The organism is Paenibacillus sp. AN1007 (genome assembly GCF_040702995.1).
GTDB lineage: Bacteria > Bacillota > Bacilli > Paenibacillales > Paenibacillaceae > Paenibacillus.
Genome location: NZ_CP159992.1, coordinates 5521790 through 5546226, shown reverse-complemented (window position 1 = coordinate 5546226; position 24437 = coordinate 5521790). Strand labels below are relative to the sequence as shown.

Below are 24437 nucleotides of genomic sequence, written 5' to 3'. Positions count from 1 at the left end.
ATAAGGGAGTGGGAAGCCATGAACTCAAAGCTTTCACCAGCACCAGCGGATTGGATTAAAACCGCGGCACAAATCAGTCCATCCGAGCGCCAAATGAGATGGCAGGAGATGGAGTTTTATGCATTTATCCATTTTACCGTGAACACATTTACAGATCGGGAGTGGGGGACGGGTGAGGAAGACCCGGCGATCTTTAACCCTACTGAACTACATGCAGGGCAATGGGTGCAGGCATGTAAAGACGCAGGCATGAAAGGGCTGATTTTGACATGCAAGCATCATGACGGATTCTGTCTGTGGCCCAGCCGTTATACAGATCATACGGTTGCAGCAAGTCCATGGCGGGATGGTTCTGGTGATCTGGTTCGAGAAGTTTCCGATGCCTGTCGTAACGCGGGGTTAAAATTTGGGGTGTATCTCTCTCCCTGGGATCGTCATGAAGCATGTTATGGGGATTCGGAGCGGTATAATGCCTTTTTTCTTCATCAACTGCGCGAACTGCTGACGAACTACGGTGAAATTTTCTGTGTCTGGTTTGATGGGGCATGTGGCGAAGGGCCGAATGGGAAAAAACAGGTCTATGACTGGGACGCCTATTATGCGCTCATTCGTGAGCTTCAGCCGGAAGCGGTCATTTCGGTCTGCGGCCCGGACGTACGGTGGTGTGGTAATGAGGCGGGATATACGCGCGAATCGGAATGGAGCGTTGTACCGGCGCATATGCAGGATAATGAGAAGATTCAGGAGCAGTCCCAGCAGGTGGATGACGGAACGTTTGCGAGGAAGATCAATACACAGGACCGTGATCTGGGGAGCCGGGGCGTCATTCGTGACTATGCTGATCAGCTGGTGTGGTATCCTGCCGAGGTGAACACTTCAATTCGTCCGGGTTGGTTCTATCATGCGAGTGAAGATGATCAGGTCAAAACGCTTGACGAGCTGCTCTCCGTTTATTACGGCGCCGTGGGCGGCAATGCCTGCTTTTTGCTGAATCTGCCACCAGATAAGCGTGGTCTGCTTCATGCAAATGATGTGCAGCGATTGCGCGATCTGGGTTCGACGCTGCGTAAAACGTTCAGTGAAGACTTGGCGCAAGGTGCACAGGCGGAGGCTTCGGAGACGATGGACGATGCACACGGGGCTTCACAAGTTTTACATTCGGATGGGGAGTTGGAGCAAGCAGCTTATTGGTGCCCGTGCGAAGGGACAGAGCAAGCGTGGATCGAATTGTTTTTGCCTGAAGAACAGACCTTTGACCGTGTGGTGCTGATGGAGCACATCCGATCAGGTCAGCGGATCGAACGGTTTACACTGGAGGTATGCGGTGAGGGTGGCCGGTGGCAGGACATCTATGCTGGAACGGTGGTTGGATATAAGCGAATTTGCTGTTTTCCAAAGGTGACTACAAGCCGGGTTCGACTGAACATTCAGGAGTCCAGGTGGTTTCCAACGTTATCCCAATTCAGCTTGTTTTATAGTGAACGGGAGGGCGTGTGAGATGGCGGTAATATCAGTTCAAGGGTCACAATTCATACTGGATGGAGAACCGATTCAAATCCTGTCGGGGGCCATTCATTATTTTCGAGTGGTGCCCGAGTATTGGAGAGATCGACTGCTGAAGCTGAAGGCCTGCGGGTTCAACACGGTGGAGACCTACGTGCCATGGAATATGCATGAGCCGCATCAAGGAGAGTATTGTTTTGAAGGCATGGCGGATGTGGAGAAGTTTGTGCGACTTGCTGGAGATTTAGGACTGCATGTGATCGTTCGTCCAAGTCCTTACATCTGTGCGGAGTGGGAATTTGGCGGATTGCCTTCCTGGTTGCTTGCGGATGACCATCTGCGGCTTCGTTGTACCGATTCGGCGTTTCTGGCACATGTGGATCGGTATTACGATGTACTTTTGCCCAGATTAAAACCCCTTCTAAGCACCTCTAACGGACCCATTATTGCACTGCAGATTGAAAATGAATACGGCAGTTTCGGAAATGATGCGAGCTATCTGCAATATTTGCGAGATGGTATGGTGCGCCGGGGTATGGATGTACTGCTCTTTACGTCGGATGGGCCAACGGATCATATGCTTCAGGCTGGCTCCGTGGCGGGGCACTTGGCGACGGTTAATTTTGGTTCTGGGACAGAGTGGGCGTTTGCCAAGCTGCGTGAATATCAAGCCAAGGAACCACTTATGTGTATGGAATTTTGGAATGGCTGGTTCGATCACTGGGGCGAGTCACATCATACCCGAGAAGCAGCAGATGTGGCGAAGGTGCTGGAGGAAATGCTGGAGGCGGGCGCGTCGGTGAACTTCTACATGTTCCATGGCGGTACGAACTTTGCATTTTATAATGGGGCGAACTGTCAGCAAAAGGATCAATATGAACCAACCATTACAAGTTATGACTATGACTCTCTGCTTAGCGAATCGGGTGAACCGACAGCAAAGTTTTATGCAGTAAGGGAGGTTCTCTCGCGGTATAGCCTTTCTAAAAAACAGGATGGTGGCTCTGAGCCGGGAGATTTAGTTTTACCAGAGCCTATGGGGACAGCAGCTTACGGCAGAGTGGAGATGGCGCAGCACGCTAGTTTGCTTCAGCAATTGGACGCACTGGCTGTTAAGATTCGACGTACAAATCCGGAGCCGATGGAGAAGCTGGGGCAGGATTACGGATTTATCAGCTATCAGACGCGGATATCCGGGCCGAGAGAACGACAGGAACTGGTTGTTCAGGAGGTACGTGATCGGGCACTGGTGTTTGTAGATGGCTTGCTGCAGGGGGTGCTGGAACGTGGAAATGCTGCAGCAGCGGTATCTTTTGAGGTGCCAGCGGAAGGTGCAGATCTGCTCATTCTCGTTGAAAATATGGGGCGGATCAATTATGGACCGTACCTGAGAGATCCGAAGGGAATCACGGAGGGTGTGCGGCATGGATTTCAGTTTTTGTATGATTGGACGATTCATTGTTTGCCGATGAACGATCTTTCGGGTTTATCCTTTGCTTTGCTACCTGAGCTTGAGAGCAGTGCAAGAACAGTTAAAGCGGAGCCATTTTTTTATCGGGGAAGTCTTCATATGGAAGATGTGTTGGATATAAAGGATACCTTTCTTCGTCTGGAAGGCTGGACAAAAGGTGTTGCATTTGTAAACGGATTCAATCTGGGTCGCTACTGGAATAAAGGCCCGCAGCAGACGTTGTATGTCCCTGCGCCTCTTCTCCGTCAAGGGGAGAACGAGATTATTATATTTGAGCTTCACGGAACGGCAGATGCCGCCGTCATGTTCGTGGATCAGCCGGATTTGGGCTAGAAAAGGAAAATCGGTGAGCCATGCGATTATTGGCAATTGCTCTATGGACTGTAACAAGGTATACGTTGGGTATGGACACCTATCACAGGAGAGAGAGAGGATGAGGAAGATGAAAGTTGGACTTAGTACGTACAGTTTGCAGCAGGCGTTGGATCGTAAGGAACTTACGGTGCCGGATGCCATTCGGTGGATTGCGGAGCAAGGCGGGCAGCATGTGGAGATTGTGCCGATGGGCTTCAGTCTGATCGACAATCCGGCATTCATTGAAGAGATCAAAGCCGCGGCTCAGGAGGTTGGTATCGACATCTCCAACTATGCCATTGGTGCCAACTTTGCGGTTCAGGAGAATGCCGAGGCTTTGGAAGAAGAAATTCAGAGCGTTATGCGCCATGTTGATGCGGCTGCTGCCTTGGGTGTGAAGCTGATGCGGCATGATGTGGCCTTCCGGCCTGCGCCGGAAGGAACGGTGGCACAGTTTGAAACCGACTTGCCCGTGCTTGTTAAAGCGTGTCAGCGAATTGCCGACTATGCCGCAGGCTTCGGGATTACAACGAGTGTGGAGAACCACGGGTATTATGTGCAATCAAGCGAGCGCATTCAGCGGCTGTTACATGAGACGGGGCGGGAAAATTTCAAGACCACACTGGACATCGGCAATTTCCTCTGTGTGGATGAAGATCCGGTGAGTGCTGTGAAAAATAACATGAATCACGCGTCCATCGTTCACGCCAAAGACTTCTACTGGCGGCCTTCCACCCGGAATCCCGGCGAAGGCTGGTTCCAGACTTCCCATGGCAATTATCTGCGCGGGGCCATCGTGGGTCATGGCGATATCGACATGCTTGAGGTGTTCCGTGTGCTGAAGCAATCCGGGTATGACGGATATATCTCGGTTGAATTCGAAGGCATGGAGGATTGCCGAACCGCCTCGCGTATTGCGATGGATAACGTGCGCCGATTGTGGGAGGAGGCGTGACTAATGTGTCATTAAGTGCCATCCCGATATCCGGCGCCCCCACCTGCTTGTCGTCTTGCTTAGTGCTGTGAGGTGTATTGTAGTGGGTCTTCTATAGGCTGGTTCAGTAAGAAAGTAGGCGCTATGAAAGAAGACACTGTTATCCGTTCGCTTTTATATGAAATACATCAAAATGTGATCCTTAAGATTCGAGGGTCGTGTAACTTTTATTCTAAAATGGCTCTACTGAGCGGAACGGTATTTATTTTCATTTTTAACACTGGAGGGGTATTGAAATGTCCAAATTAAAAGTCGCTGTCATTGGCGCCGGTTCGATATCGGATTGTCACCTGCAGGCTTATGCCAGTAACCCGGAAGTAGAGATTTATGCAATCTGTGACCTAAACGAAACCCGCGCTGCCGATGCAGCGAAGCAGTATGGGGCAGACCATGTGTTTACGGACTATAAAGATTTGCTTGCTCTGCCTGAAATTCATTCGGTCAGCATCTGCACTTGGAATGATTCGCACGCCGAAATCAGTATTGCGGCGCTGGATGCAGGCAAAAACGTGCTCTGTGAAAAACCGCTCTGCCAGACCGTTGAGGATGCATTAGAAGTAGAAAAGGCGGTTCATCGCAGCGGTAAGCTGCTGCAGGTGGGCTTTGTTCGCCGCTATAGTGACAATGCTCAGATTCTGAAAAAGTTCATCGAAGAAGGTGAGCTGGGAGAAATTTATTATGCCAAAGCTTCCAGTCTGCGCCGTCTTGGCAATCCGGGAGGCTGGTTTGCGGATAAAAGCCGCTCCGGCGGCGGCCCGTTAATTGATATCGGCGTACATGTCATCGACATCTGCTGGTACCTGATGGGCAGACCGAAGGTGAAGTCCGTTTCCGCTAACGTCTCCAACCGACTCGGCAACCGGGCGAACATCCGCAATCTTTCGTTCTATAAGGCTGCCGATTACGATGCGGAACAGAACACCGTGGAAGATATGGCAAATGCATTGATCCGTTTTGAAAATGGCGCAAGCCTGTTGGTCGATGTCAGCTTCACCCTCCATGCGAAAGCTGATGAAACAGCGGTTAAGCTGTTCGGTGACAAAGGCGGAGCCGAGCTGGAGCCGGAAATTTTGATTATAAGCGAGAAGTTCGATACCATTCTGAACATGACACCGCAGGTCGATTTTAAATCTTTTGACTTCATGGGCTCGTTCCGCAATGAAATTAACCACTTTATCGACAGTACGCAGGGCCGAAAAGAAACCCTCAGCCCCGTCGAGGACGGTGTAGAGGTAATGAAAATGCTGTGTGCCATCTACGAATCGGCACGCGAGGGCAAAGAGATCACGTTGTAAAAGTTTATTTACACGTGAACGGAGTGGCCCAGTGTAAATCCGTCAGAGAGATCTTAAGTCATTTGTTCTACCCAAACGGAGGGATAAGCAACCCGACATACCCAAGTTGCTCCATCGACGAGGTGAAACCGTCTTAGGCCGTTGTAAAAACCTCCATTTACACGAAAACGGAGAGGTCAGAAATAAGCCGAAGAAGCGAAGCGTGCGCCTTTATCCCCGGATTTCCCCATAGGGAAATCATTCGAAGAAATCCGGGGGTAACAGCGCTCGGAGGATTGTTCTGACCGCGTAGTGGCCCAGTGTAAATTTCACCAGTGATCTTAAGTCATTTGTTCTACTTAAAACGGAGGGAATAGGTAACCCGACGTACCCAAGTTGCCCCATCGACAAGGTGAAACCGTCTTAGGCCGTTGTAAAAACCTTCATTTACACGAAAACGGAGAGGTCAGAAATAAGCCGAAGAAGCGAAGCGTGCGCCTTTATCCCCGGATTTCCCCAATAGGAAAATCATTCGAAGAAATCCGGGGGTAACAGCGCTCGGAGGATTGTTCTGACCGCGTAGTGGCCCAGTGTAAATCCTATCTTTCTACAACGTCAGAAATTTCAACTAAAGGAGATGCTTTATTTTGACTCAAACCAATCCCCCCCTGCCAGAGCAGGAAGAGCAGATTGTTGAAGCAGGCGTACACAACTTTAGCAAAGAAGACGAATGGGTAAAGCCGGAAGATCCACTGCTGCTGGAGCGGCTGGAGTGGTTCAAAGATCAGAAGCTCGGTTTGATGATGCACTGGGGACCATATTCCCAGCTGGGTCTGGTAGAATCGTGGGCGCTTAGCGATGAGGATGGCGACTGGTCGCGGGATGATGTGGACTGGACAGACGACATGGAAGATTTCAAACGTGAATATTTTGACTTGAACAAAACCTTCAATCCGATTCGGTTCCAGCCTGAGGAATGGGCACAGATGGCCGCAGATAACGGCTTTAAATATTTCCTGTTTACGACCAAGCACCATGACGGCTTCTGCATGTGGGATACCAAAACGACCGATTACCGGATTACAGGCAAGGATACGCCGTTCCACAAGCACAAATATGCTGATATCTGCCGGGTATTATTCGATGCCTTTCGAGCGAAAGGGCTGGGCATCTCGGCGTACTTTTCCAAAGCCGATTGGCATACCCCTTATTACTGGGCGCCTGGGATGGAGCGTGGACGGCATATGTGGCGAGGGCCATCTTATGATCCACACAAGTATCCATGGATGTGGGAAAAGTTCGTGGAGTTCACCCATGAGCAGATCATGGAACTGCTGACAAACTACGGACGGATCGAGTGTCTGTGGCTCGATGCAGGCTGGGTACGTGAAGGCCGCCACGGTCAGGATATCCGGCTTGGTGAAGTGGTCGAGCGGGCGAGAAGGAGCACGCAGCCTTGGCTTCTGTCGGCAGATCGCACTGTGGGCGGGCCGTATGAGAACATCGTCACCCCGGAGCAGACGATCCCGGAGCATCCGATGAATATCCCGTGGGAGAGCTGTATTACCGTCGGGCACTCTTTTGCTTTCGGCTTCGATGACCAGTATAAATCGGGACGGCAGCTTGCACATATTTTGCTCGAGGTGGTATCCAAAGGCGGGAATCTGGCACTGAATGTCGGCCCGCAGCCGGACGGACGTCTGCCCAAAGGGGCCATTCGAGGCATCCAGGGCCTGGGCGAATGGCTGAACACACACGGCGAGGGCATTTATGGCACCCGCATTTGCGCACCGTTTTACACGAAGGAGTGGGCATTCACACAGAAAGAAGAGATCCACACCGTCTATGCCTTCCGCATGTATCGCAACGAGAGCGAGACCCCGGAAGAGCGACTGATCATTCCTTATGTGGAAAAGGTAGAGCGTATTGAACTCATCGGTACGAATGACGTACTTTCGTTTCAGCAGACCGAAGAAGGGCTGCTCGTGGAGCTGCCACGATCCGCTGCAAGCAGCCAAGCGCCGATCACTTATACATTTAGATTGATCACCAAATCATAAATTCACATGTCAATTCCGGGGGAGATATCAGTGCCTCCGGAATTTTATTTTTTATACATAAAACGTACAGATACCTACAACACATGGCTTTAAACGCTTGATCTACAAGGGTTTTTAGAATAAAGAGAGGTCGGAGAAAATTGCAAATTGATCCAAAAGCACCCGGCAAGGTACTATCAGATTAAGAAAGCGCTGCCTGATAAGATTGTTAACATTGTTTGGGCTAGAATCAACAAATGAGCATCGATTACTAACAATTAAGAGATGTGAATGTAATGTATTATTACACTTGAGGCTGAGAAGGAGTGACGCAAATGAGTCGAGGTACAGAAAGCATACCTGGGAACATGGAGCTGCAGCAATTACGTCAGACAGCGCCCAAGCAGCAGCATCCGTTCATCAAAAGCTTCAAAAAGCACTGGGAGCTGTACCTGCTTGTGCTGCCTCCGGTGTTGTATCTATTGATCTTCAAATACATTCCGATGGTGGGCGTGCAGATTGCCTTTAAAGATTTCAGCGTGGTCAAAGGCATCTGGGGCAGCCCATGGGTGGGGCTTAAACATTTTGAAGCTTTCTTTGATTCTCCGAACTTTTGGCTGCTGATTAAGAACACCATTGGCATCAGTTTCTATTCCCTCGTGGCCGGTTTCCCTATACCGATCCTGCTCGCTTTGGCGCTGAATGAGATTCGAACGGGTTACTTTAAAAAGACCGTACAGATGGTCACGTATGCGCCGCATTTTATCTCTACCGTTGTGATGGTATCCATCATCATTCTGATGCTCTCGCCACATGTAGGCGTTGTAGACAAGTTATTTAGCTGGCTGGGTTTCCCGATGACCAACTTCATGGGTATTCCCGAATATTTCAAATCAATCTATGTCTGGTCGGGTGTATGGCAGGGCATGGGGTACTCCTCGATTATCTACATCGCGGCATTGGCTGGAGTCGATCCGTCTCTGTATGAAGCAGCCAAGATGGACGGTGCCTCAAGATTGCGGAAAATCTGGCACATCGACCTTCCAACCCTTGTTCCGGTCACCGTAATCATGTTGATTCTAAGTCTGGGAAGCATTATGGGCGTTGGCTTCGAGAAAATATATCTGATGCAGAATCCGCTGAATACGAGCGCCTCTGAGGTCATTTCCACCTACGTGTACAAGGTCGGTCTGATCGGAGCCAATTTCAGCTTCTCCGCAGCCGTTGGTTTCTTTAACTCCATCATCAATCTGATACTGTTGGTCATCGTCAATAGTATTTCCCGCAAAGTATCCGAGAACAGCTTGTGGTAAAGGAGGAGCATGTCCATGTTTAATCTGATGAATCGGAATCGAATTAAAGACCCGATCGGCGACCGAATTTTCATGACCATCAACTATATCTTTCTGATTGCCATTCTGTTAACGGTGTTCTACCCGCTCTTGTACATCGTCAGCTCTTCGTTCAGCTCGTCACGTGCCGTGACGTCCGGTCAGGTTTGGCTGTTCCCGGTTGATTTCAACATCAAGGCATACATCTCCATTTTCAAAAGCCAGCAGCTCATGCTCGGGTTTTACAACACGATCATCTACACGGTGGTCGGTACGTTCATCAACGTCGCTCTGACCGTTATGCTGGCCTACCCGCTCTCCCGCAAGTCGTTCTACGGACGGGGAGCAATCATCATCTTCATGATGATTACGATGTTTTTTGACGGGGGTCTGATTCCGACCTACCTGCTGATGAAAGACCTGCATCTGCTGGATACCCGCTGGGCGATGTGGCTGCCCGGAGCGCTTGCCGTGTTCCAGGTCATCGTTGCTCGCACCTTCTTCCAGTCGTCGATCCCCGAGGAACTTGGTGAAGCTGCCGAGATGGACGGGTGCCGGGATATTCGCTACCTGATCAGCGTTGTGCTGCCGCTCTCCAAACCGATTCTGGCGGTGATGACCCTGATGTACGCCGTAGGCCACTGGAATGCATACTTTGACGCACTCATCTATCTGCGCTCCGAGAAACTGTTCCCGCTGCAGTATGTGCTTCGTAACTTGTTAATTCTGAATGCGGCTGACCCGGCCATGCTTGCGAATACAAGTCAGCAGATGCGGGATCAAGGATTTGAGCAGGTGCTGAAATATGCGCTGATTGTGGTCGCCAGTATTCCGATTCTGATCATGTATCCTTTTGTACAAAAACACTTTGTCAAAGGGGTCATGGTCGGTTCACTTAAAGGATAGTCTGCACATTTCATCCGTAGGAAAGAAGAAAGATCGCTTTTCGCCTATCCAGGCGGCAGCCGGTTCTTGAAAGGAGGTGGGGACACACGCCGGCTTCCGGGATTGGGTTTGGAACCTATAGAACCGTATTAACCCGTACAGCTTAACCGAAGGTTTGCCGTTATGAATAAAAAGGAGGAGTCAGCTTGAGAAAATCCTGGATTTCAATTTTGTGTCTGGTCTTCGCTTCGATAACGATATTGTCCGCATGCAGTTCATCCGAAAAAGCGGGTACAGGCAGCGAGGGGAGCGGCGAGAGCGGCGGCCCCGTAACGATGACTTTTTTTGCTCCGCAGGGTAAAGCGCCGATGGAAGACAATGAATTTACTAAATTTATTGAAAAAAAGTTCAACGTGACCTTGAAATGGGACCTGGCCCCGACAGACGCTTTGCAGGATCGCAGACAATTGCTGTTAGCCAGCGGGGATTATCCTGAAGTGTTCCTGCACGGCAAGTTCACTACCTCGGATCTTCAAACCTATGGTAAACAAGGCGTGTTCCTTCCGCTTCAAGACCTGATCAAGCAGTACGGCCCGAACCTCACCAAAGTAATGGAAGAGAAACCTTATTTCAAGGATGCCATAACGGCACCGGACGGCAACATCTATGCTCTGCCTATTTTCAATGAATGCTACCACTGTACGTATGCGCAGAAGTATTGGATCAACCAAGAGTGGCTGGATAAGGTAGGGCTGAAAATGCCAACAACGACGGATGAACTGTATACCGTTCTGAAGGCGTTCAAAACCCAAGACCCGAACGGCAACGGCAAGGCCGATGAAATTCCGCTCACAGGTGCACCGAACAAATATGTGTGGAACGGCAACATCGACGCCTATCTGATGAACAGCTTCATATACAACGATAACGATAAGTACCTGATTGTAAACGATGGCAAGGTCAGCTTTGCCGCCAACCAGGAGGGATGGAGAAAAGGGCTGGAGTATATGCACAAGCTGTACGCGGATGGCCTGATCGACCCGGCTTCCTTCACACAGAATGACCAGGCGATTGGTCAACTGGGGAACAAAGAAGGAGATGAAGTGGTTGGCTCCATTACAACGGCACTGGTGAGCTATCTGGTGAATACGTATGACAAAAAAATTACCCGTCACCAGCACTGGGAAATCGTGCCTCCACTCAAAGGGCCGGACGGTGTGCAGACGACTGGAGCAACGCAAAGTGTAGGCGAATTCGAATTTGCCATCACCAATAAAGCGACCGAAGCACAGCAGATCGCAGCCATCAAAATTGTAGATTACATGTTCAGTGAAGAGGGTGCACTTTACGCCGAGTATGGCCCAACGGAAGGAAAGGGATGGAAGAAGGCGGGACCGGATGAGAAGAACATTAATGGCGAACCTGCCAAATACAGTTACTACAACCTGCCTGAACGTGATCCAAACGTAGTTGTCAACGAGAGCTGGTCACAGATTGGCGCGCACGACTTGTCTAACACGTTCCGTAATCTGTTTGCAGAAGGCCAAGATCCTCTGTCTGCTGAAGGATACGGTACACGGCTTGCTCAAGCGACGAAAGTATATGCACCATACGCTCCCAAAGAAGTATATCCTGCCAACGTGTTTATCCGCCCGGAGGATACCGAGTCAGCAGCTCAATTGACCACGGCAATCAAAGATTATGTGCAGACCAACATGGCTCAGTTCATCATCGGAAGCAAGAGCATTGAGAAGGACTGGGATTCGTATGTCAAAGGTTTCGATGGACTCGGATTAAGCAATTATCTGGATATTTATCAGCGCGCAATAGAGAAAAAATAATCTCTCCAGACTGTCCCGCCTGTCACCCGTGACCGGGGCAGTCTTCTCCTATGACAACCCCACGTCATTCGATATAATCAGTGCATAATTATGAAAATATTGTGAACAGGGGCAAGGTGCAAGTGGTTGTCGTCATGCAGCATGAAATGAATTGGTGGGGGGGCGCGGAGATGAACAACAATTGGTTCAGACGTTTGCTGTTATCGTATTTGCCTATTTTTTTTATTGTGACGACGATTTTATTTTTCATTTTCTTTCAGGTATTCAATGAGCAGAACCGAAGGGAAGCGCTCAAGGCCAATGAATTTTTGGCTTCACAGGTTACGCAGTATCTGGACAATTCCTTGCGTTCCATCGATTTCAAGGTACTGCGCGAGATTTTAACCAACTCTAATCTGAAAAATTATTTCTCGGGTTCTGGCAGTGAGGATGTCTATGCCGGCATTCAGGCGGTCAAGGTCATCGATGAATTGAAGATAGAATATCCACTGATTGACTCGATGTATCTGGTCAGGTACAGCGACAACACGGTGTTCAGCAATGGCAAAGCCGTTCCGATCAACGAGTTCCCCGATGCAGTATTTATTTCAGACAGCCGGACGAGAGATGAGCAGAAGTGGGTCGGTTCACGATCCTTTAAGGCGTTTCCATCACAGGCTGCTGAACAGGTTATTACCATTGTGCGAAGTGCGGGGAACGGCACTGGACTCGTCGTAACTAACGTCGAGTTGAACACGCTGCGTAAATCGATTATGCAGATGTATGACCCTGAATTTACATTTGTGAACATCTACAACCGATCGGGGGGAAGCCTGTGGCACAGCGGCTCACCTGATGATGGTTTGCTTGCCTCCAAGTCCAAACCATCAACGGCTTCGGGAGAGGTATTCTCTGAATTCACGTCCAGCTATAGCGGCTGGAAGGTGCAGACGGGGCTGAATAACGGGAAGATCGTCAAGTTTGCACTGCAATTTTATAATATATGGTTCATATTCGCTGCCGCCGTGGTGCTCATCGGGGTTGTATGGGTCATCTACGTGACCAGACGAAACTATAAACCAATCCAGCAGATCGTTACGTTAATTCAAACCGTCTCTTCACAGAAACCGTCAGCACTGAACTATGGCAAAGAGAATGAATTCCGCTTCATTCATACGACACTGGAGCGCATGATTGATCAGACGAGGCAGTATCAGGAGGAGCATGAAGAGAACCTGATTTTGCAGAAGAAGGTCTTCTTTCAGGAACTGCTGGAAGGTACAAGGGATTACACGTGTCATGAGTTAACTGCGGAGATGAACAAATTCAAACTCCCTGAACTGGAGCATTGCTGGGCTGTAATGGTGGTGGAGATGGATCGCTATGATGTATTTGTGGATGAGTATCATCAGCAGGATCAAGCCCTCCTCAAATTTGTGTTATCGAGCATTTTGCAGGAAAGTGCACGGCAGGAAGGAACCGAGGTATGGGCGGAGTGGGTCTCAAGTCAGCGATTGTATGCCATCCTCTGGTTACCTGAGATCGAACAGTCCGAAGAGACAGAACAGCGCTTGCTAAGCGGTTACCTGGATCGGGTTGGTCAGTATTTGAATTTTACCGTAACCATCGGGGTCGGCCGGGCTGCTGTAGATATTCGCGGGCTTCGGGCTTCGCTCAAAGAGGCTGTACACGCCCTGGAGTTCAAAGCCGTGCTTGGAACGGATCGAATCATTCCATGCAGCGAAGTACCGAGTTCGACCAATGATGTGTACGAGTTTTTAAAGACGATCTCCTTGCTCGTGCAGGCGATGCGGCTGTCGGACGAGGTTTGGGAACAGCATTTTGAACGGCTGTTTGAGCAGATCCGCGAGTCCGTTCTGTCTCGTCAGGAGATTATGAACACGGTTCAGCTGTTATTCCAGCATTATAATCGGGAATTTGCCGAGCTGCCGAGGGAGTATCAGGAGTCGTGGGCGGCTGTATTTACGCCCTTGCTGCCGAGACTGGAGGGCTGGGAAACGCTGGATGATCTAAGAGAGCTGTGTCTGGAAGGATTCCGTGAACTGGCACAGCAGATGCAGACATTACAATGTTCGCGTAAACATCGATCGCATATTCTGGAGATTCGCAAATACATCGAAGAGCACTACAACAATCCGGATCTGTCGCTGAATTACCTGAGTGATCTCTTCGATATTAATCCGAAGTATCTGAGCAAGCTTTTCAAAGATGAGATTGGAGAGAAATTCGTGGATCTGCTCATCAGTCACCGGATCGAAAAAGCGAAACAGCTCATGCAGCAGACGGACAAAGCCATTCAGGAGATCAGTGAGGAAGTGGGATATACCAACTACAATTCCTTCAACCGTGCTTTTAAAAATGTTGTCGGCATGGCTCCAAGTGACTATCGCAAAGCGATGTAAGCTCCACGTATGACCAACACGCAGACAGGAGGAGAATGTGCACATGCAAACGCAAATGGATTACAAAGATGCATCGCTTCCCATCCAGGAACGGGTACAGGATCTGCTCGAACGAATGACCACCGCTGAGAAGATCGGGCAGTTGATTCAGCCCATGGGATGGAAGACGTACAAGAAGGAAGCAGACGGTACGGTAAAGGTAACCGAAGAGTTCAAGGCAGACATGGTGCTGGGTGGAGTCGGCTCGTTGTATGGTGTGCTCAGAGCTGATCCATGGACGGAAGTGACGTTGGAGACGGGGCTGACGTCGCGGCAAGGGGCGGTGGCCACGAATGTGATTCAGCAATATGCCATAGAACATTCCCGGTTAGGCATTCCGATTCTGTTTGGAGAAGAATGTTCCCACGGGCATATGGCCATTGGTGCAACGGTCTTTCCTGTGCCGTTAACGGTAGGGAGCACATGGAATACCGATCTATATCGCAGGATGTGCGAGGCGATCGCTGTGGAAACCCGGAGTCAGGGCGGCACAGCTGCGTATTCTCCAGTGCTGGATGTCGTGCGTGACCCGAGATGGGGACGAACAGAGGAATGTTTTGCCGAAGACCCTTATCTGATTGGTCAGTTCGCTGTAGAAGCCATCTATGGATTGCAGGGAGATCGGCTTGATTCAGACCGAACGGTGGTGGCGACACTTAAACATTTTGCAGCGTACGGCAGTTCAGAGGGAGGACGTAACGCGGCACCAGTCCATATGGGAATGCGGGAGTTGCATGAAATTGACCTGCTACCGTTCAAACAAGCAGTAGAAGCCGGAGCCTGCTCGGTCATGACGGCCTATAACGAGATCGATGGCGTGCCGTGTACATCCAGTACGTACCTGCTGCATGATCTTTTGCGGGAAGAGTGGGGGTTTGACGGATTTGTCATTACCGATTTTGGGGCGATCCAGATGCTGGTGAATGGACACAATACGGCAGAGAACGGAGAGCAAGCCGTGTCGCAGTCCCTTCGGGCAGGTATAGATATGGAGATGTCCGGATTCATGTACCGCAAACATCTTGCACAGGCGCTTGAACAAGGTTTACTTGAAGAGAAGGAGCTGGATATGGCGGTACGGCGGGTGTTAGAGATGAAATTCAGACTCGGTTTGTTTGAGCAGCCATATGTCGATCCTGATTTTGCAGAACAGGTTATCGGGTGCGATGAGCATATGAAGCTCGCGCGGGAGGTGGCACAAGAGGGGATTGTCCTGTTGAAAAATGAAGGACGTTTGCTTCCGCTTGCTGCCCAAGGAACCAAACTGGCTGTGATCGGGCCGAACGCCAACCATATTTATAACCAGCTCGGAGATTATACCTCACCGCAGCCGAGAGAGCAGATTGTGACAGTGCTGGATGGTATCACACGCAAACTCGGTGGGACGGATCCTGATCAGGTGCTGTACGCACCCGGATGCCGGATCAAGGGTGATTCGAGAGAAGGCTTTGCGCAGGCGCTTGCATGTGCGGAGCAGGCCGATGCCATTGTTATGGTGATGGGTGGATCGAGTGCCCGTGATTTTGGCGAAGGAACGATTGATCTGCGAACAGGAGCATCCGTGGTAACCGATGATCCGTGGAATGACATGGAGTGCGGGGAAGGCATTGACCGTTCTTCGTTGAACCTGATGGGTGTGCAGCTGGAACTGGTGCAGGAAATACATAAACTGGGGAAACCGGTCGTTGTGGTGTATATTAACGGGCGCCCTATTGCCGAACCTTGGATCGACGAGCATATTCCGGCCATTCTTGAAGCGTGGTATCCGGGGCAGGAGGGGGGAAATGCCGTCGCAGATGTACTGTTCGGGGATGTGAATCCATCGGGGCGACTGACCGTATCCATTCCCAAACATGAAGGTCAGCTTCCCGTGTACTATCATGCGAAACGGACGCGCGGCAAACGGTATTTGGAGATGGATCTAACGCCGCAATATGCTTTCGGACATGGGCTTAGCTACACGGACTTCAGGTACGACAATGTACAAGTGACACCGGAAGTGATCGGGCCGGACGAGGAAGCGCGGGTGCAGGTCGAAGTGACTAATGTGGGTGCCGCAGCAGGCAAAGAAGTTGTGCAGCTGTACATTAGCGATGTATCGGCTTCCGTTACCCGGGCTGAAATTGCCCTGAAGGGTTTTAGCAAAATCCATCTGGAGCCAGGAGAGACCCGAACGGTAACGTTTCCTGTGCAAAAAGAACATCTCGCACTGATCGACTCCCGTCTCCAATCTGTAGTGGAACCGGGCGAGTTCAAGCTGATGGTCGGACGCAGCTCTGCGGACTGGACAGCTTGCAGTCTGCATGTACAGCAGGTGGAGGTGAAGGGATGATTCGAATCCAGCGGTTTATCGAAGATTTGAAACAGCAGCAGTGGCTGGAAGTCATTGAGCTTCCCGAGTGGCAGATGCAGCGAGCCCGATATATTCGGCCGGGAGAATACGAGTATGAGCAAGAATATGCACCTGAGCAGGGATATGCGTATGGTCAGGAGCGCGCATCTGAACAGGAAGGGCACATGGCGATCCAGCATTCCCTGAATCCCTTAAACAGCACACACGGAACGACTTATTTTCTGAGCAAAAGAGTGCAGATTCCTGAGACGTGGCAGGGTGAGGCTATTGGATTCATTTTTGAAGCGGGTGGGGAAGGGTTGATGAAGGTCAACGGTGTTCCGTATCACGGGCTCGATCGCAATCATACCTTCGTACCTCTTCCAAGAGAACGTGTGGGAATCTCGCCACAGCTGGAGATCGAGCTGTATGACCCCATCCCTGAACCACATGATCCCTTGAATCGACAAGCGGTAATTCAGCCCCCGATTCAGGGGATACGAGCGGCGCTGGTGCATGTGAATCAACCGTTGCAGAGCCTGATGTACAGCATAATGGTACTTTCAGAATCGCTGCAGGCTTTACCGGAGAAGGATTTGAAACGCACAACACTGGTTCGGGCTGTCCATCAGGTGATGGATGAGATGTACCATGATCCGGGACGCTGGCAGGATGGTGTGTGGCTGCATGAGCTGGAGCAGAGAATTGCCCAGACCGTGGAGCGGGAAGACCCGGAGCAGTACCGAAGCGGGTTTATGCATCTGGTTGGGCAGTCTCACATTGATGTGGCCTGGCTCTGGCCTGTTCGAGAGACCGTGCGCAAATCGAGCCGGACGTTCTCTACGATGTGTACACTAATGGACACGTATCCGGATTTTGTGTACTCCCAGAGCCAGCCGCAACTATATGCTTTTGTAAAGGAGCATTATCCCGAGCTGTATGAACGGGTGAAGGCGCGTATTGCCGAGGGGCGCTGGGAACTGGTCGGCGGCATGTGGGTGGAGCCGGACTTGAATATTCCGAGCGGCGAGTCTTTGGTGCGGCAGATTTTGTACGGACAGCAGTTCTATCAGTCGGAATTTGGCAAACGTTCAAATATTGAATGGCTGCCGGATACGTTTGGATACTGTGCTTCGCTGCCTCAGATACTGAGGCTTGCCGACATTCCTTATTTTATGACGACCAAATTGAACTGGAATGATACGAATGTGTTCCCGTATGATCTGTTTGAATGGGTGGGAATTGACGGTACCTCGGTGCTGTCTTACCTGAATCATGGAGTCAACGAACATACGCGCCCCAAAGATGTGCATGAACACTGGCAGTCCTACAAACAAAAAGACGTTCATGCGGAGCAGATGCTGCTCTATGGACACGGGGATGGTGGCGGCGGCGTGACGAGTGAGATGGTGGAGTTTGCCGAGCGTTCCCATCTGATGGCAGGGCAGCCTATCAGTCAATTCAGCACGGCGGGAGCTTTTTTTGAAGGGATTGCAGCAAGTAAACCAACGCTGCCGAAGTGGCACGGTGACCTGTATCTGGAGCTGCATCGGGGCACGTATACCACCCACGCGCGCAATAAACGCAGCAACCGCAAGGCCGAAGTGCTCTATCGCGAAGCAGAAATCTGGAGCCAGTGGGATCAGAATCACGGCCGAATGTCGGATCGCAAGGAAGTGCTTGATGAAGGTTGGAAGCTGATCATGCTGAACCAGTTCCATGATATTATCCCGGGCACGTCCATTCCTGAAGTGTATGTTACGTCTGCTGAAGAATATACGAAGGTGTTTACACTTGGCGATGAAGTGCTGCAGGATTCACTCGATGCGCTAACGGATAACATTAAGACAGATGAAGTACCAGGTAAGCCGTACGTTGTATTCAACAGTCTTGGCTGGGAACGAAACGAAGTGATCTGCATCTCCGGGGATGCCGATTTAGCTGGATTGGCGGCGTATGATCGCTATGGAAATCGCTTGATTAGTGAGCTAGAGCGGCAAGAGCATGAAAATAGGGTTAGCCTGCATGTTCTTGTTCCTTCGATTCCTGCGTTCGGGTACAATACCATATGGCTGCGTGAGGCAGAAGATGAAATGCTAGTAGGGGAAGCAGAGCTTGAAGACGAAACAAAGCAAGAAATAGCAGTATCCGTAGAACAGGAAGCAAATAGAGCATCGGAAGCAGTAGCAGAAGAAGTCGACACCCCGATCCCAGATCGTTGGGAAACCGAGTTCTATTTGCTTGAATTCAACGGCTTGGGCGAGATCACAAGATGGTATGACAAGACTGTAAAGCGTGAATGGTTGAAGCCGGGCGACCGAGCGAATGAGTGGCAGTTTTTCCATGACAAACCGACGTACTGGGATGCGTGGGATATAGATCCCCGGTTTGAATCTCAACGTGCGGGCGGTGTGCAGCTGATTTCCAGCGAGATTGTGCAGCGCGGCTCTGTGCAGGATGTACTGCGTTTTCGCTGGCAGCTGAATGATTCCGAGATTAGCCAGGATGTAATTTTATTTCATCATCAGCGGCGCGTTGATTTCAAAACTCGGGTAGACTGGAATGAGAGTCACAAGCTGCTTAAGGTCGCGTTCCCGGCAGATCTGGTGGCAGCCAAAGCAACCTATGAGATTCCGTTTGGTGCCTTGGAGCGAGCGGTACACAACAATACAAGTTGGGAACGGGCACAGTTCGAGGTGTGCGGGCATCGCTGGGCTGATCTTTCGGAGGGCAACAGCGGTATTAGTTTGCTGAATGATTGCAAGTATGGCTGCGACATTAAGGATCGCATGATCCGTCTGTCCTTGCTGCGAGCGCCAAAATGGCCGGATGTACATGCCGATCAAGGGCAGCATGAATTCACATATTCGGTGCTGCCGCATGCAGGAGACTGGCGTCAGGCTGATGTGGTACGACGTGCGATGGAACTCAATCATCCGGTACAGGTGGCTGCATCCAAACCACATGCGGGTGTAAAACCCTCAGAACACAGCTGGCTCCATTTCCACAGTGAACATGTCATTTTGGATACGATCAAGGTGTCAGAGGACGGATTAGGAACGGTACTGCGTTTCTATGAATCAACCGGGGGTCGGGAGACAGTACAGGTGCAGTGGAATGAGCAAAATGTGAGTGCCTCCATTATTAACCTGCTGGAAGATGAGCTTGAGCCACTCGCTTGCGAGAATGGAACTTTTAAACTGACGTTTAAGCCCTATGAAATCAAGTCGGTAAAGCTTGTGCCATCAAGTTGATACGATATAAGTTGAACTATTCATTTACACAGCGCAACTCATCTAATCTCATGGGAGGTACGACATGAAATTAACCAATAAGATCGGTGTGATCGTAGACAGTTTTGGCGTAGGCGTACGGGAAGGGCTGTTGAAAGCCAAGGATGCAGGGGCAGAAGGCGTGCAGATCTATGCGGTGAAGGGGGAGATGGAACCGGAGAATCTGTCTCCTGCAGCACGTAAAGAGCTCCGAAGCTATATAAAAGGTCTTGGCCTTGAGATTTCGGCATTGGTTGGTGATCTGGGTGGTCATGGCTTTCAGGTCAAGGAAGACAATACTTGGAAGGTGGAAAAGTCTAAACGAATTGTTGATCTGGCACTTGATCTGGGTACAGATATTGTCACCACGCACATCGGTATTGTTCCACATGATCCTTCTTCCGAAGTATACGAAACACTGCACACGGCTTGCGAGGAGTTGGGACAGTACGCCAAAAGTGTCGGTGCCTACTTTGCCATCGAGACTGGTCCGGAAACGGCTGCGGATCTGAAAGGTTTTTTGGATACCCTCTCTACGAACGGGGTATCCGTCAACTTTGACCCGGCGAATATGGTGATGGTGACAGGGGATGATCCGGTGCAGGGAGTGAAGCTGCTCAAGGATTATATCGTGCACACCCATGTGAAGGACGGTTTGCGGCTGAAAGAGGTCGATCCGCGAGACGTGTATGGTGCTGTTGGGCACGCTCCGATGGATCATGAGAAAATCGCCGAAATGGTGGCTTCCGGTGCCTTTTTCCGTGAAGTGCCATTGGGTGAGGGAGCTGTTGATTTTGATGCCTACTTCACTGCGCTGCAGGAGATTGGTTATACAGGGTATCTGACCATTGAGCGCGAAGTGGGAGACCAACCGGAGAAAGACATTCGCAAAGCCGTGCAGTTCATCAAACAATATCGATAGGAGTGGAGCAGATGAAGGTAGGTCTGAGCACGTACAGTTTGTTGAATGATCTGAATTCGGGAGCCATGACGGTACTGGATGTCATCGACTGGATTGCAGCGAACGGCGGCGAGCACATGGAGATGGTTCCCTACGGATATACGGTGGAGGATAATCATGAGCTAGCGGATGCGATTCGGGAGCGAGCCGCAGCAGCAGGCATTGAGCTGTCGAACTACTCGATGCCGGCCAACTTCGTGCAGGAGACGGAAGAGACTTTTGAAGAAGAGATGGCCCGGGTCAAAAGACATGTGGATACCGCACACCGGATGGGAGTCAGGCATTTGCGCCACGACGTTACCGCATTCAGGCTGCCCAAGGAGAGCACAACCATTGCCTGGTTTGAACAGCATCTGCCGCTCATGGTCAGAGGAAGCCAGATCATTGCGGATTATGCTGCGCAGTACGGGATGACAACCACGATTGAGAATCATGGTTTCAGTGTGCAGGCTAGTGATCGGGTGCAGCGGGTACTGCACGCCGTAGATCGGCCCAATTTCAAAACGACGCTCGATATTGGCAACTTCATGTGTGTAGACGAAAATCCAATTGTCGGTGTAATGAAAAATCTGCCGTACGCTTCGCTTATTCATTTCAAAGACTTCTACTTCCGTCCGTATGATGAGCATCCGGGAGAAGGGGAATGGTTCACCACAACTTGTGGTAACTTCCTGCGCGGTGCAATCGTGGGACAGGGTGATATCCCCATTCGCAAAATCGTCAAGCTGATCAAAGACTCCGGTTATGATGGAAATATCACGGTGGAGTTCGAAGGCATGGAGGAATGCAAAGCCGCTTCCAAAATTGCGATGCACAATCTGCGCCGTTTTTGGGATGAGGCATAGGAAGGAACGATAGCAGAGATTTGGTGTAGGGCCGCGTTTTCGCGGCTCTTTTTGGCATACGCAGTATACAAACCAGGAGACAAACAACGATATGCCATAAAGAGGCATAAGTGACGATAATCACAAGTATGGTATACTGAACATATGCAGCCTGAAAATAACTGGCTATGGATAGGAGAGATCATGAATCTATGCAGGTATTTGAAGACTGGAACCAAAAGGTGAAGAAGACGTTTAACGCAACCAATCCCGAGGCGGTATTGACGGTAACTGAAGCGGGCAGCCTGCTGGGGCTGAGTAAAGACCAGATGAAGTTATACGTGGATAAAAACAAACTCACCAAGGTACCCATTATGAGAAGTGTGCATCGATACCTTTTGTTAAAAAGTGAAATTGATCGCATTGTGCAGGCACAATAATTACAGGGAATTTAGCGCAGCCTTGCATCACACGGGTAATAACAGAATAGAACTCTATAGCCATTTTACCGGGCAGTACTCGGGCGAGTGGCTTTTTTCTTGAATAGAGAGGGGAAATGAGGATGCTTGGCAGGTTATCATCTGGAATATATCGGAAGGTAAACTGGATATGGGTAGTCGCGGCAGCAGCCTTATTTGCCTGTTTTATCGCATTCATCCTGCCTTGGCAGGCGGAGAAATCCAAGGAGGCTGCAGGGAGTGGAGAGTCACCAGATTCGTCTTTCGCATACAGCGCAGATGATTTGTATCGGATGGCTGAAAACTACGGAGAGGATGGGCGAAGCGCCTATATTCAGGCCAGGTTTACATTTGATATGATCTGGCCGCTGGTCTATCTGTTCCTGCTTGTCGTTTTGATATCCGTCCTGTATCGAGTGCTTCCTGCCGCAAGCCGCTGGCGCTGGTTAAATCTGCTCCCATTTCTGGGATGGGGACTGGATATATTGGAAAATCTGGGTGCGTCTTTGGTTATGTCCCGGTATCCCTAGCGAACACCTGTTATTGCTGAATTAACCCCTGTATTTACGTTGTTAAAATGGTGTATGATCTATGCCAGTTTTGCCGTTCTTGTACCGGGTTTACTGGTTACGGTTGTGCATTATCTCCGGAAGCGCAGGTTTAGGCGTAAGTGAAGCACGGAGAATGCGCACAGAATATTTGGGGAAATATACCTTTGTGATAGTCACTGATAAGAGTAGGAATTTGCGCTTGTCAAAGGATAATCCATTCCTATATACTCTTGTCGCAAGTGGCCTGACCTATTACACGAACTCAGGGGAGATGAACAATCCATGGCAATTAACTTGAATGTGTACCTTGTTACCAATGGTAACGGGCGTGAAGCTGTCGAGTTCTACAAAGAGGCATTTGGTGCGGAAGTGCTCGCGATGCAGACTTTTGGGGAAGGCCCATCCAGTCCGGATCATCCAATTCCACCAGAAGCGAAAGATTGGATTATGCACGCTTCTCTGCAAATTGGCAGCTCGGTGCTGATGTTATCTGACACACTCCCCGGTATGCCGCACACCATTGGGGATAACATCACGGTGACGGTCAATACGGATACAGCTGAGCAGGCAAAGGACATTTTCGCTAAACTTGAAGTAGGCGGTAAAGTAAATATGCCGATTCAAGAAACCTTCTGGAGCCCGGCTTACGGTAATGTTACTGATAAATTTGGTGTACAGTTCCAAATCAGTGCGGCTCCTGGACAAGCGTAGACACAGCTATAAGTCGTATGTGTTAAATGAAAACCTCCAGTCACTGCATAATGCAGCGTGGAGGTTTTTTGTACTTTTTCAGAAGAAAAACTAATCTTCCTTCTGAATCTTGGACGGATTGTTAATTTTGTAAGGCACCGGGTTGCGGGTCAGCTTTTTCTTAATAATTTTGGCTTCAAAAGTAAGTACGTCGCCAACCTCCAGCTCCTGTTTTTTCATCGTTGCACTGTGACTGGACCAAGCTTCACCAACCTCAATCACGTCAGGCTCCGTGATAGTTACGGACTCATAAATAATAACTTCGTCGTCATTGTCCGAGAAATGATTCGGTACCGTCGTAAATTCTTTGACCACCGCGCTCATCTTCACTTTGCCATCCGGCAGATCGATTTTGATAGCTTTGGCCTTGGGGGCAGCCTTGGGATTTGGTTTGGTTTCCGAAGCTGTATCGGTTCCAGTACCTGTCAGGGGACCGATGTATTCCTCTACTAATCCGTCAGGGTCGCCTTTGAGGCCTGAGAATGTATCGGACTCGTCCATGTCTTCCTCCAGATCAAGCAGCTCGGCTGGGGAGTCGGCTTTAACGGATGATCCAGCGGCACTCTCGGATTGTACAGACGCAGATTTACCGTTCACAGAAGCAGCGGAATCATCTGCAGCAGCCGTATTCGTATTTTGCTCTGCGGCTTCCCGATCTGTGCCTGCTTCTGCTCCCGCTGCACTTAATCCTCTTGTGCTGTAGCCGGAAGCCTGCATTTCTTTCAAATAGGATGGATGTATACAGTGTTTGTCCCCATTATCCAGCTCGATGACTGCCGTCATGTGATCCACATAACCGAGAATGGTGCAGGGCAGGTTCAGGCCGTTTCCTTTATAGTAGAACGTTTTGAGTTTGGTCGCTTTGGCCGAAATCAGGCCCCACTCCTGACACTTGGCAATTAACTCGTCTTCGTTGTCCAGTGCATAGTAATCCGGTGGTTCAATCGTAAAAGCGTATGTCATATCGATTTTCCGCCTTTCAGCTGCTCTTATATTCATCGTTTCCAAATTAACATCAGTGTATCACATTATGTACCCGAAAGATGGAGATTCTGAAAGCTCACGTGCAGGGGCTGTGTTATAATTTGAACCAAATATACGGATGAACACTCTGTCATCGCAGCGTCATCTATATCATCTTTAAATTAACTTATAC

At 50.0% G+C, this 24437-nt stretch carries 17 protein-coding genes; 16 read left to right on the top strand and 1 reads right to left on the bottom strand.

What is annotated here, in order from left to right; genetic code table 11:
- Positions 1 to 18 precede the first annotated feature (18 nt).
- The 16 genes from ABXS70_RS24930 (at position 19) to ABXS70_RS24855 (ending at position 23242) form a co-directional block, all read left to right on the top strand.
- Positions 19 to 1497, top strand: coding sequence for an alpha-L-fucosidase (locus tag ABXS70_RS24930; RefSeq protein WP_366291688.1), 1479 nt, complete (start codon positions 19 to 21; stop codon positions 1495 to 1497).
- Between the two features lies 1 nt (position 1498).
- Complete coding sequence (locus ABXS70_RS24925) at positions 1499 to 3307, top strand: beta-galactosidase (protein ID WP_366291685.1); 1809 nt, start codon at positions 1499 to 1501, stop codon at positions 3305 to 3307.
- A gap of 109 nt (positions 3308 to 3416) precedes the next feature.
- Positions 3417 to 4283, top strand: a complete 867-nt coding sequence (locus ABXS70_RS24920) for a sugar phosphate isomerase/epimerase (protein WP_366296776.1) — start codon at positions 3417 to 3419, stop codon at positions 4281 to 4283.
- A gap of 275 nt (positions 4284 to 4558) precedes the next feature.
- A complete protein-coding gene (locus ABXS70_RS24915) occupies positions 4559 to 5617 on the top strand; it encodes a Gfo/Idh/MocA family oxidoreductase (protein ID WP_366291682.1) in 1059 nt (352 codons plus the stop codon).
- 626 nt (positions 5618 to 6243) lie between these two features.
- The gene (locus ABXS70_RS24910) at positions 6244 to 7656 is read left to right on the top strand and encodes an alpha-L-fucosidase (protein ID WP_366291679.1); all 1413 of its coding nucleotides are present in this window, start codon (positions 6244 to 6246) and stop codon (positions 7654 to 7656) included.
- Between the two features lie 314 nt (positions 7657 to 7970).
- A complete protein-coding gene (locus tag ABXS70_RS24905; RefSeq protein ID WP_366291676.1) occupies positions 7971 to 8948 on the top strand; it encodes an ABC transporter permease subunit in 978 nt (325 codons plus the stop codon).
- 15 nt (positions 8949 to 8963) lie between these two features.
- Positions 8964 to 9872 (top strand): carbohydrate ABC transporter permease, encoded by a 909-nt coding sequence (locus ABXS70_RS24900; RefSeq protein ID WP_366291673.1) that lies wholly within the window; start codon positions 8964 to 8966, stop codon positions 9870 to 9872.
- A 185-nt stretch (positions 9873 to 10057) separates the two neighbouring features.
- The gene (locus ABXS70_RS24895) at positions 10058 to 11692 is read left to right on the top strand and encodes an ABC transporter substrate-binding protein (protein ID WP_366291670.1); all 1635 of its coding nucleotides are present in this window, start codon (positions 10058 to 10060) and stop codon (positions 11690 to 11692) included.
- A gap of 170 nt (positions 11693 to 11862) precedes the next feature.
- On the top strand, positions 11863 to 14094 hold the full coding sequence (locus ABXS70_RS24890; RefSeq protein WP_366291667.1) for a helix-turn-helix domain-containing protein: 2232 nt from the start codon (positions 11863 to 11865) through the stop codon (positions 14092 to 14094).
- A 55-nt stretch (positions 14095 to 14149) separates the two neighbouring features.
- Positions 14150 to 16465 carry a glycoside hydrolase family 3 N-terminal domain-containing protein gene (locus ABXS70_RS24885; protein ID WP_366296774.1) on the top strand — a complete coding sequence of 772 codons (2316 nt, stop codon included), beginning with the start codon at positions 14150 to 14152 and terminating at the stop codon, positions 16463 to 16465.
- Complete coding sequence (locus ABXS70_RS24880) at positions 16462 to 19719, top strand: alpha-mannosidase (RefSeq protein WP_366291664.1); 3258 nt, start codon at positions 16462 to 16464, stop codon at positions 19717 to 19719. Before ABXS70_RS24885 ends, ABXS70_RS24880 begins: the two co-directional genes overlap by 4 nt.
- A 64-nt stretch (positions 19720 to 19783) precedes the next feature.
- Positions 19784 to 20659, top strand: coding sequence for a sugar phosphate isomerase/epimerase family protein (locus ABXS70_RS24875; protein ID WP_366291661.1), 876 nt, complete (start codon positions 19784 to 19786; stop codon positions 20657 to 20659).
- 11 nt (positions 20660 to 20670) lie between these two features.
- Positions 20671 to 21543: a sugar phosphate isomerase/epimerase family protein gene (locus ABXS70_RS24870; RefSeq protein WP_366291658.1), complete on the top strand. Its 873-nt coding sequence runs from the start codon at positions 20671 to 20673 to the stop codon at positions 21541 to 21543.
- 191 nt (positions 21544 to 21734) lie between these two features.
- Positions 21735 to 21962, top strand: a complete 228-nt coding sequence (locus ABXS70_RS24865) for a DNA-binding protein (RefSeq protein ID WP_342553785.1) — start codon at positions 21735 to 21737, stop codon at positions 21960 to 21962.
- Between the two features lie 122 nt (positions 21963 to 22084).
- Entirely contained in the window at positions 22085 to 22510 is a 426-nt protein-coding gene (locus tag ABXS70_RS24860; RefSeq protein WP_366291655.1) for a hypothetical protein, read from the top strand.
- 303 nt (positions 22511 to 22813) lie between these two features.
- On the top strand, positions 22814 to 23242 hold the full coding sequence (locus ABXS70_RS24855; protein WP_366291652.1) for a VOC family protein: 429 nt from the start codon (positions 22814 to 22816) through the stop codon (positions 23240 to 23242).
- 90 nt (positions 23243 to 23332) lie between these two features.
- On the opposite strand, the gene ABXS70_RS24850 is transcribed toward ABXS70_RS24855, so the two are convergent.
- Positions 23333 to 24244, bottom strand: a complete 912-nt coding sequence (locus ABXS70_RS24850; RefSeq protein WP_366291649.1) for a hypothetical protein — start codon at positions 24242 to 24244, stop codon at positions 23333 to 23335.
- Between the last annotated feature and the right edge of the window lie 193 nt (positions 24245 to 24437).

Bases quoted from the DNA above. Each gene is read 5' to 3' on its own strand.
- ABXS70_RS24930 (WP_366291688.1), top strand. From the start codon at position 19: ATGAACTCAAAGCTTTCACCAGCACCAGCGGATTGGATTAAAACCGCG.
- ABXS70_RS24925 (WP_366291685.1), top strand. From the start codon at position 1,499: ATGGCGGTAATATCAGTTCAAGGGTCACAATTCATACTGGATGGAGAA.
- ABXS70_RS24920 (WP_366296776.1), top strand. From the start codon at position 3,417: ATGAAAGTTGGACTTAGTACGTACAGTTTGCAGCAGGCGTTGGATCGT.
- ABXS70_RS24915 (WP_366291682.1), top strand. From the start codon at position 4,559: ATGTCCAAATTAAAAGTCGCTGTCATTGGCGCCGGTTCGATATCGGAT.
- ABXS70_RS24905 (WP_366291676.1), top strand. From the start codon at position 7,971: ATGAGTCGAGGTACAGAAAGCATACCTGGGAACATGGAGCTGCAGCAA.
- ABXS70_RS24900 (WP_366291673.1), top strand. From the start codon at position 8,964: ATGTTTAATCTGATGAATCGGAATCGAATTAAAGACCCGATCGGCGAC.
- ABXS70_RS24890 (WP_366291667.1), top strand. From the start codon at position 11,863: ATGAACAACAATTGGTTCAGACGTTTGCTGTTATCGTATTTGCCTATT.
- ABXS70_RS24885 (WP_366296774.1), top strand. From the start codon at position 14,150: ATGGATTACAAAGATGCATCGCTTCCCATCCAGGAACGGGTACAGGAT.
- ABXS70_RS24880 (WP_366291664.1), top strand. From the start codon at position 16,462: ATGATTCGAATCCAGCGGTTTATCGAAGATTTGAAACAGCAGCAGTGG.
- ABXS70_RS24875 (WP_366291661.1), top strand. From the start codon at position 19,784: ATGAAATTAACCAATAAGATCGGTGTGATCGTAGACAGTTTTGGCGTA.
- ABXS70_RS24870 (WP_366291658.1), top strand. From the start codon at position 20,671: ATGAAGGTAGGTCTGAGCACGTACAGTTTGTTGAATGATCTGAATTCG.
- ABXS70_RS24865 (WP_342553785.1), top strand. From the start codon at position 21,735: ATGCAGGTATTTGAAGACTGGAACCAAAAGGTGAAGAAGACGTTTAAC.
- ABXS70_RS24860 (WP_366291655.1), top strand. From the start codon at position 22,085: ATGCTTGGCAGGTTATCATCTGGAATATATCGGAAGGTAAACTGGATA.
- ABXS70_RS24855 (WP_366291652.1), top strand. From the start codon at position 22,814: ATGGCAATTAACTTGAATGTGTACCTTGTTACCAATGGTAACGGGCGT.
- ABXS70_RS24850 (WP_366291649.1), bottom strand. From the start codon at position 24,244: ATGACATACGCTTTTACGATTGAACCACCGGATTACTATGCACTGGAC.